We start from the raw sequence: 5,217 nt of genomic DNA on the forward strand, positions 1-5,217 counted from the left end.
TTTTGACCCTTTACTCTCCGGATCTGGGGATTTACTGTCCGGTTTTTACCTTTTACTGTCCACTTTTGCCCAGTTACTGTCCACTTTCCTCTTTTACTGTCCACTTCCCTAAATTCACCCGCAAACCCACGAAAAAGCCAGGCGGGGAGCCTGGCTCAGGTAACTTTCCCCTCTACTATCTGGGATAGGGCCCTTTTTTATTGAAGATTCCTTCCAATAACTCCTTTTTAAAAGAACTTTGCATCCAATACCCCTTATTGAATTCATTTTTCTCCTTTTCGAATCGAGCTTTGCATCCAATGCCCACTTTTAAGGGAACACTCCGTAATAAATGAGAAAACACTCAAAAATAGAAAAACGACTTAAATCTTAAACTAAGTCGTTTTAGTCTATTTTTGAAGGCCCTTCAAAAGAAACACCTTCATAATTTCAGCAATTTGTTCCGAGCTCAACGGTGCATGATTTCTCTCCCAGTCTGAAACAAGAGCGATATACATTTTTAAAAGCAGAAAACTAGTAATTTCTGTATTAGCCTCAGGAATGGCTCCTTTAGCAATGGCGGTCTCAATTTTTTGCTTTAAATAGTCGATAATCTCATTTTCAACATGCTGGAGCATTTCTGAAACTGCTAATGTCCCCATTTCCGCTTCCTCTTGAACCAGCTTAATCATGAGCTGGTGCTGGGAGCGAAATTCTAATAATCGGTACAAGGCACGATGGACATTTTCCGTAAACGATAATTCCAGCTGAATGGCTGAGTCAGCCTCGACAATCATTTCCTTCACCAGCGAAGAAATAATCTCCTCAAACAATTCTTCTTTATTTTTGAAAAAAGTATAAATGGTTCCCTTTCCGACATTCGCAAGCTTCGCAACCTGATCCATGGTCGTTGCTTTATAGCCAAATAACGAAAAGGACTTAGTCGCTGCCGCAACAATCATTTTCCTTCTGTCGGGTGCCATACAACCCAACCCCCTATTGACTAAATTAGTTTTTTGGTCAAATTCATCTGATTTCACTATAGCATAGCCAATATTTCGTTTCAATTTTTTCTGTAAAGTTTTGAAAATAAACAAAACGTTTATTTAAATCCTTGCCAAAATTGTACTATACTAATCAAACGTTTGATTAAATGGGTGCCAGAAATGTGATATACTAATCAAACGTTTGATTCATTAGTCGGGAAGGATAAAACCCAATAATCGTAAGGTGTTCTTATAAATGAGGTCTACTATACAAACGTTTGATTAAATAGAAATCGGAAATGTGCTATACTATACAATCGTTTGATTGAATTTTACACCGCTAATCCAGACATTTAAGAACCTGTCGACCGATAGTGCCTGACACCAAATTGCCAGACGAGAAAACAAGGAAAGATGAACAAGCTCCCCAGAACGGGTGTCAGCATATGGATTAGCTCATTTCCATTCGCTTTTCCGAGAATATATTGTAATGGCAGATAATTTACGGTTCCAAAAGGAATCACATAGGTAAAGAAACGGGCAACCCATTTTTGATAAATATTTAACGGGTATTGCGCCATCTCTCTGCCGCCATCGGTAAAAATACTTGCTACCTCGAGACCTTGGACTGTCCAAAAGCACATCGCAGCGGCAAGCATATAGATTCCAGTAAAAATAAACACACCACTCACAATCATCAGCACAAGGGTAATAGCTTTGATTGCGCTCCACTCGATGGAAAGATTGCTTAAAGCCCAGACTAAAACAATCAAACTCTGAAGCAGTCGGCCAACTCTTGTAAACTCAAATTTTGAGCCGAGGACTTGAACAAAGGTACTCCGCGGCCGCACAAGAAAGCGATCAAACTCCCCTTTAACGACAAGCCCAGAAAACATATCAAAGCCGCGGGCAAAACATTCGCTCAAACTAAAGGCCATGTGAATAATGGCGAAACAAAGGGCCACCTCGAAAAATTGCCAGCCCTTTATTTGCCCAAACCGTTCAAACAAAAAGTACAATCCGGCAAAAATGGAAAATGGGATAAAAAATTGACCAATCGATAGCAGCCAAAATGAAGTCCGGTATTGCATTTGCGATTTGAAATGGATTAGCAGATATTTAAAATATAGGCTCATTGCAGACTACCCTCCTTGGACAACTACCTTTTTTAATACACCGTTAAGGGCCGCTCTTCCTAGCAAAACAAGGACAGTTAGAAAAGCCAGTTGAATAAAAATGCCAAAGACAGCTTCAGACTCTGGAATATGCCCTGAATAAACGCGGAATGGGAAATCGGCTGTCCAGCGAAATGGAAGCACATAGGCGATTTTCTGCAGCCAAACCGGCATCAATGGCACAGGAATAACTAATCCGGCAAAAAATTCACTAAGAACACCAAATACTAAGAGCGATCCCATCGGCGACAATGTGATAAAGACAGATATATATAAGAACATCGAGATAGCAACTAACAGCAGTAAGCCCAATAATAATGAGCTTAAAAACAATAAAAATGCCCATATGCTTGGCGGGGGTTCTAACTTGTACGGTTTAGGCAAAAGAAATGCAACGATTAGAATCGGGAAACAGCGCAACAAAGCACTCGACAAACGTTGTGCGAGGAGCTTGGCATACCAGAATCCGTAAAGCCCGCTTGGCCGGCAAAGTTCATAAGCGATATTCCCGCTTGTAATCAGATCGAACAGTTCATTATCGCGAAACCACATCATGACGAAAACAAGAAACGCCTGCTGCAGCCATATGTATTGAATCAATTCTTTGATGGAAATGGGCGGAGTCATGGCAGCGTGTTCGTAGAATGCTTCAAATACCATAATAATAATAAATCCCCAGAAAAATTGCGTTGCCACCCCGGCGAGTGCCGCCGCCCGATATTGCATCCCCATGTTAAGCCGCAGCCTCAAAACCGCTAGATACATCTTCATATTTGATACTCCTTGTACAGCTGGACGATAATGTCCTCGATCGGCTGGCTTTCGATTGTGACATCGAGGAGTTCAACCTTGTTGGACAATTGGGTAATGACCTCTGAGGTTTTTACCTTTTCGGTATCGATGCTCAGCACTACTCGTTCCGGCGTCCATGAAAGTGTGGCGGTCCCGAAGATTTGGAAGGGAACAGTATTTTTTGCATAATCAGCCGTGATTATTTTACTGGTGCCGAAGTGTTTCCTTAATTCCTCTAGGTTTCCATCATATAATAGGCTGCCTTTGCCGATTAAAATGACCCTGTCGGCTAATGCCTCAATATCATTCATATCGTGTGTTGTCAGAATGACTGTGACACCTTTTTCCTTATTAATTGTTTTGATAAATTGGCGAACAGCAATCTTTGAAACCGCATCAAGTCCGATGGTTGGTTCATCTAAAAATAATATTTTCGGATTATGAATCAGGGAAGCAGCAATCTCGCAGCGCATCCGCTGCCCTAGGCTTAGTTGACGGACAGGTGAATGGACAATCGTTTGTAGGTCCAGAGTTTCGATGAGTAAGTCAATCGTAGGTTTATATTCTTGTTGTGGCACTTTGTAAATATCTTTTAGTAGTTCAAACGAATCCATCACCGGCACATCCCACCAGAGCTGGGAGCGCTGACCAAAGACCACACCAATATTTTTTACATACTCGGTTCGGTCTTTCCACGGTGTATAACCCAAAATTGTACATGTCCCGGTGTCAGGCACCAAGATGCCGCTCATGATTTTAATCGTTGTTGATTTGCCCGCCCCGTTCGGACCGATATAGCCGACGATTTCTCCTTGATTAATAGAAAAGGAGATGTCCTTAAGTGCGTTAATGGTTGTATAATCTCGGTAGAAAAGTGCTTTTGCTGCTTGCCGCAGTCCAGTTTGACGCTTGGCAATCCTATATGATTTGCTAATCCCCTCTAAATGTATCAACGTGATCCCCTCCCCTGTTTTTTTGAGTCACAGAGGAAAATAATAGCATTTAGGGTGTTGTAGTGTCAAGAATTTTCTAAACAATAGGAATATAGTGGTTCCTTCAGAAAAATTAACAAATTATTCATTTTTTCGAGGAGTGTTATTGGCATTTTTCTATAGAATGGAGGTGAAATGTTTTTCTGAAATAAGAAAGGATGTGGCATATGAATAAAAAGCCTCTTATAAAACCAGCCGAATTAATCATTCTCGGTTATTTAAACACTCGAATGACTTTGTCCAATGATGACAGGAAGAACTACTTAAGCCTTAAAAAAGGATATGAAGGCGAGGTGCTGTTTAATTCCTTGACGGACAAGCTCGAGTGCGAATGCTTGACAGTAAACGGGGTGCTGCTTGAGTTCAACAATACTAAGTTCCATTGATTCATTGATTATTTTACAACAAACTATTTACATGAACGAGGTTAAAAACTTTGAAGGTGATTATTATTACGAAAAGCAATTGCTCTACTCAGCAAATGGCTTCGAGAGAAAAGATCCGCTGCTTCAGTTGAAACGTAGTTCATCCCTGCTCCGCCAGCTGCTCCAAAATCTTGGCCTTTATATGCCTATTGAGGCTCGGGTAGTTTATGTCAACCCCGAGTTCACCCTATACCAAGCCTCCCGGAACGAGCCAATTATTTTTCCTACTCAGGTTAATCGTTATCTAAAAAACATAAACACGACTCCTTCAAAACTAAATGGAAAGCACGAAAAACTAGCCAACAAACTTATTTCTCTAGATATTATTGAGCCACCATATCCAAGACTGCCGCCATATAGGTATGATAAGTTACGAAAAGGGATGACTTGTGAGTTATGCAGCTCCTTTTCGATATTTGTCAGTATTAATAACTGTGTTTGTGGTGATTGCGGGCATGTGGAAAGTGTTGAGTCAGCTGTAGTGCGGACTGTTAGGGAGATAGCTTCTTTTTCCAGATTGGAAAATAACTACCAGCGAGGTTTTTGAGTGGTGCAAGGTGATTGAGTGCAGGAAGAGGATAAGTAGGATTCTGGGGAAGAACTTTAAAATTATGGGGGTCCGGAATTGGGCTTATTATGAATAATCGGTTGATTGATGGTACCTAAACTTAACAATGTATCATATACTTTTATCTTATTTATCTCCATGGACCTAATGAGGGTAATCATGGTCTTTGCTTAAGTGGCGTTTTGTCTCTGGAGTACCTTACGATGGACAGTTTCCCTCTTTCGCGGGCGAACTTTTTCCTTCGGGTGGCTTACGAAGGACAGTTTCCCTCTTTCCCGGGCGACCTTGTCCTTCGGGTGA

Annotated in this window: 5 protein-coding genes; 1 reads left to right on the top strand and 4 read right to left on the bottom strand. The window is 41.2% G+C overall.

Annotation, left to right across the window (positions count from 1 at the left end; translation table 11 throughout):
- Positions 1-389: 389 nt before the first annotated feature.
- The 4 genes from BANVL01_RS26290 to BANVL01_RS26305 all read right to left on the bottom strand — a co-directional run bounded on the left by BANVL01_RS26290 (position 390) and on the right by BANVL01_RS26305 (position 3,885).
- Complete coding sequence (locus BANVL01_RS26290; RefSeq protein ID WP_066095200.1) at positions 390-962, bottom strand: TetR/AcrR family transcriptional regulator; 573 nt, start codon at positions 960-962, stop codon at positions 390-392.
- Positions 963-1,318: 356 nt separating this feature from the next.
- Positions 1,319-2,101, bottom strand: coding sequence for an ABC transporter permease (locus BANVL01_RS26295; RefSeq protein ID WP_066095197.1), 783 nt, complete (start codon positions 2,099-2,101; stop codon positions 1,319-1,321).
- Positions 2,102-2,107: 6 nt separating this feature from the next.
- Entirely contained in the window at positions 2,108-2,911 is an 804-nt protein-coding gene (locus BANVL01_RS26300; RefSeq protein WP_066095194.1) for an ABC transporter permease, read from the bottom strand.
- Positions 2,908-3,885 carry an ABC transporter ATP-binding protein gene (locus BANVL01_RS26305; RefSeq protein WP_066095189.1) on the bottom strand — a complete coding sequence of 326 codons (978 nt, stop codon included), beginning with the start codon at positions 3,883-3,885 and terminating at the stop codon, positions 2,908-2,910. The genes BANVL01_RS26300 and BANVL01_RS26305 overlap by 4 nt, the downstream gene beginning before the upstream one ends.
- A gap of 396 nt (positions 3,886-4,281) precedes the next feature.
- Between BANVL01_RS26305 and BANVL01_RS26310 the strand changes: the two genes are divergently transcribed.
- The gene (locus BANVL01_RS26310) at positions 4,282-4,896 is read left to right on the top strand and encodes a nuclease-related domain-containing protein (protein WP_342342353.1); all 615 of its coding nucleotides are present in this window, start codon (positions 4,282-4,284) and stop codon (positions 4,894-4,896) included.
- Positions 4,897-5,217: the final 321 nt, after the last annotated feature.

The sequence above is a fragment of the Neobacillus novalis NBRC 102450 genome, assembly GCF_001591805.1.
GTDB classification, from domain to species: domain Bacteria; phylum Bacillota; class Bacilli; order Bacillales; family Cytobacillaceae; genus Neobacillus; species Neobacillus novalis.

Bases quoted from the DNA above. Each gene is read 5' to 3' on its own strand.
- BANVL01_RS26290 (WP_066095200.1), bottom strand. From the start codon at position 962: ATGGCACCCGACAGAAGGAAAATGATTGTTGCGGCAGCGACTAAGTCC.
- BANVL01_RS26300 (WP_066095194.1), bottom strand. From the start codon at position 2,911: ATGAAGATGTATCTAGCGGTTTTGAGGCTGCGGCTTAACATGGGGATG.
- BANVL01_RS26295 (WP_066095197.1), bottom strand. From the start codon at position 2,101: ATGAGCCTATATTTTAAATATCTGCTAATCCATTTCAAATCGCAAATG.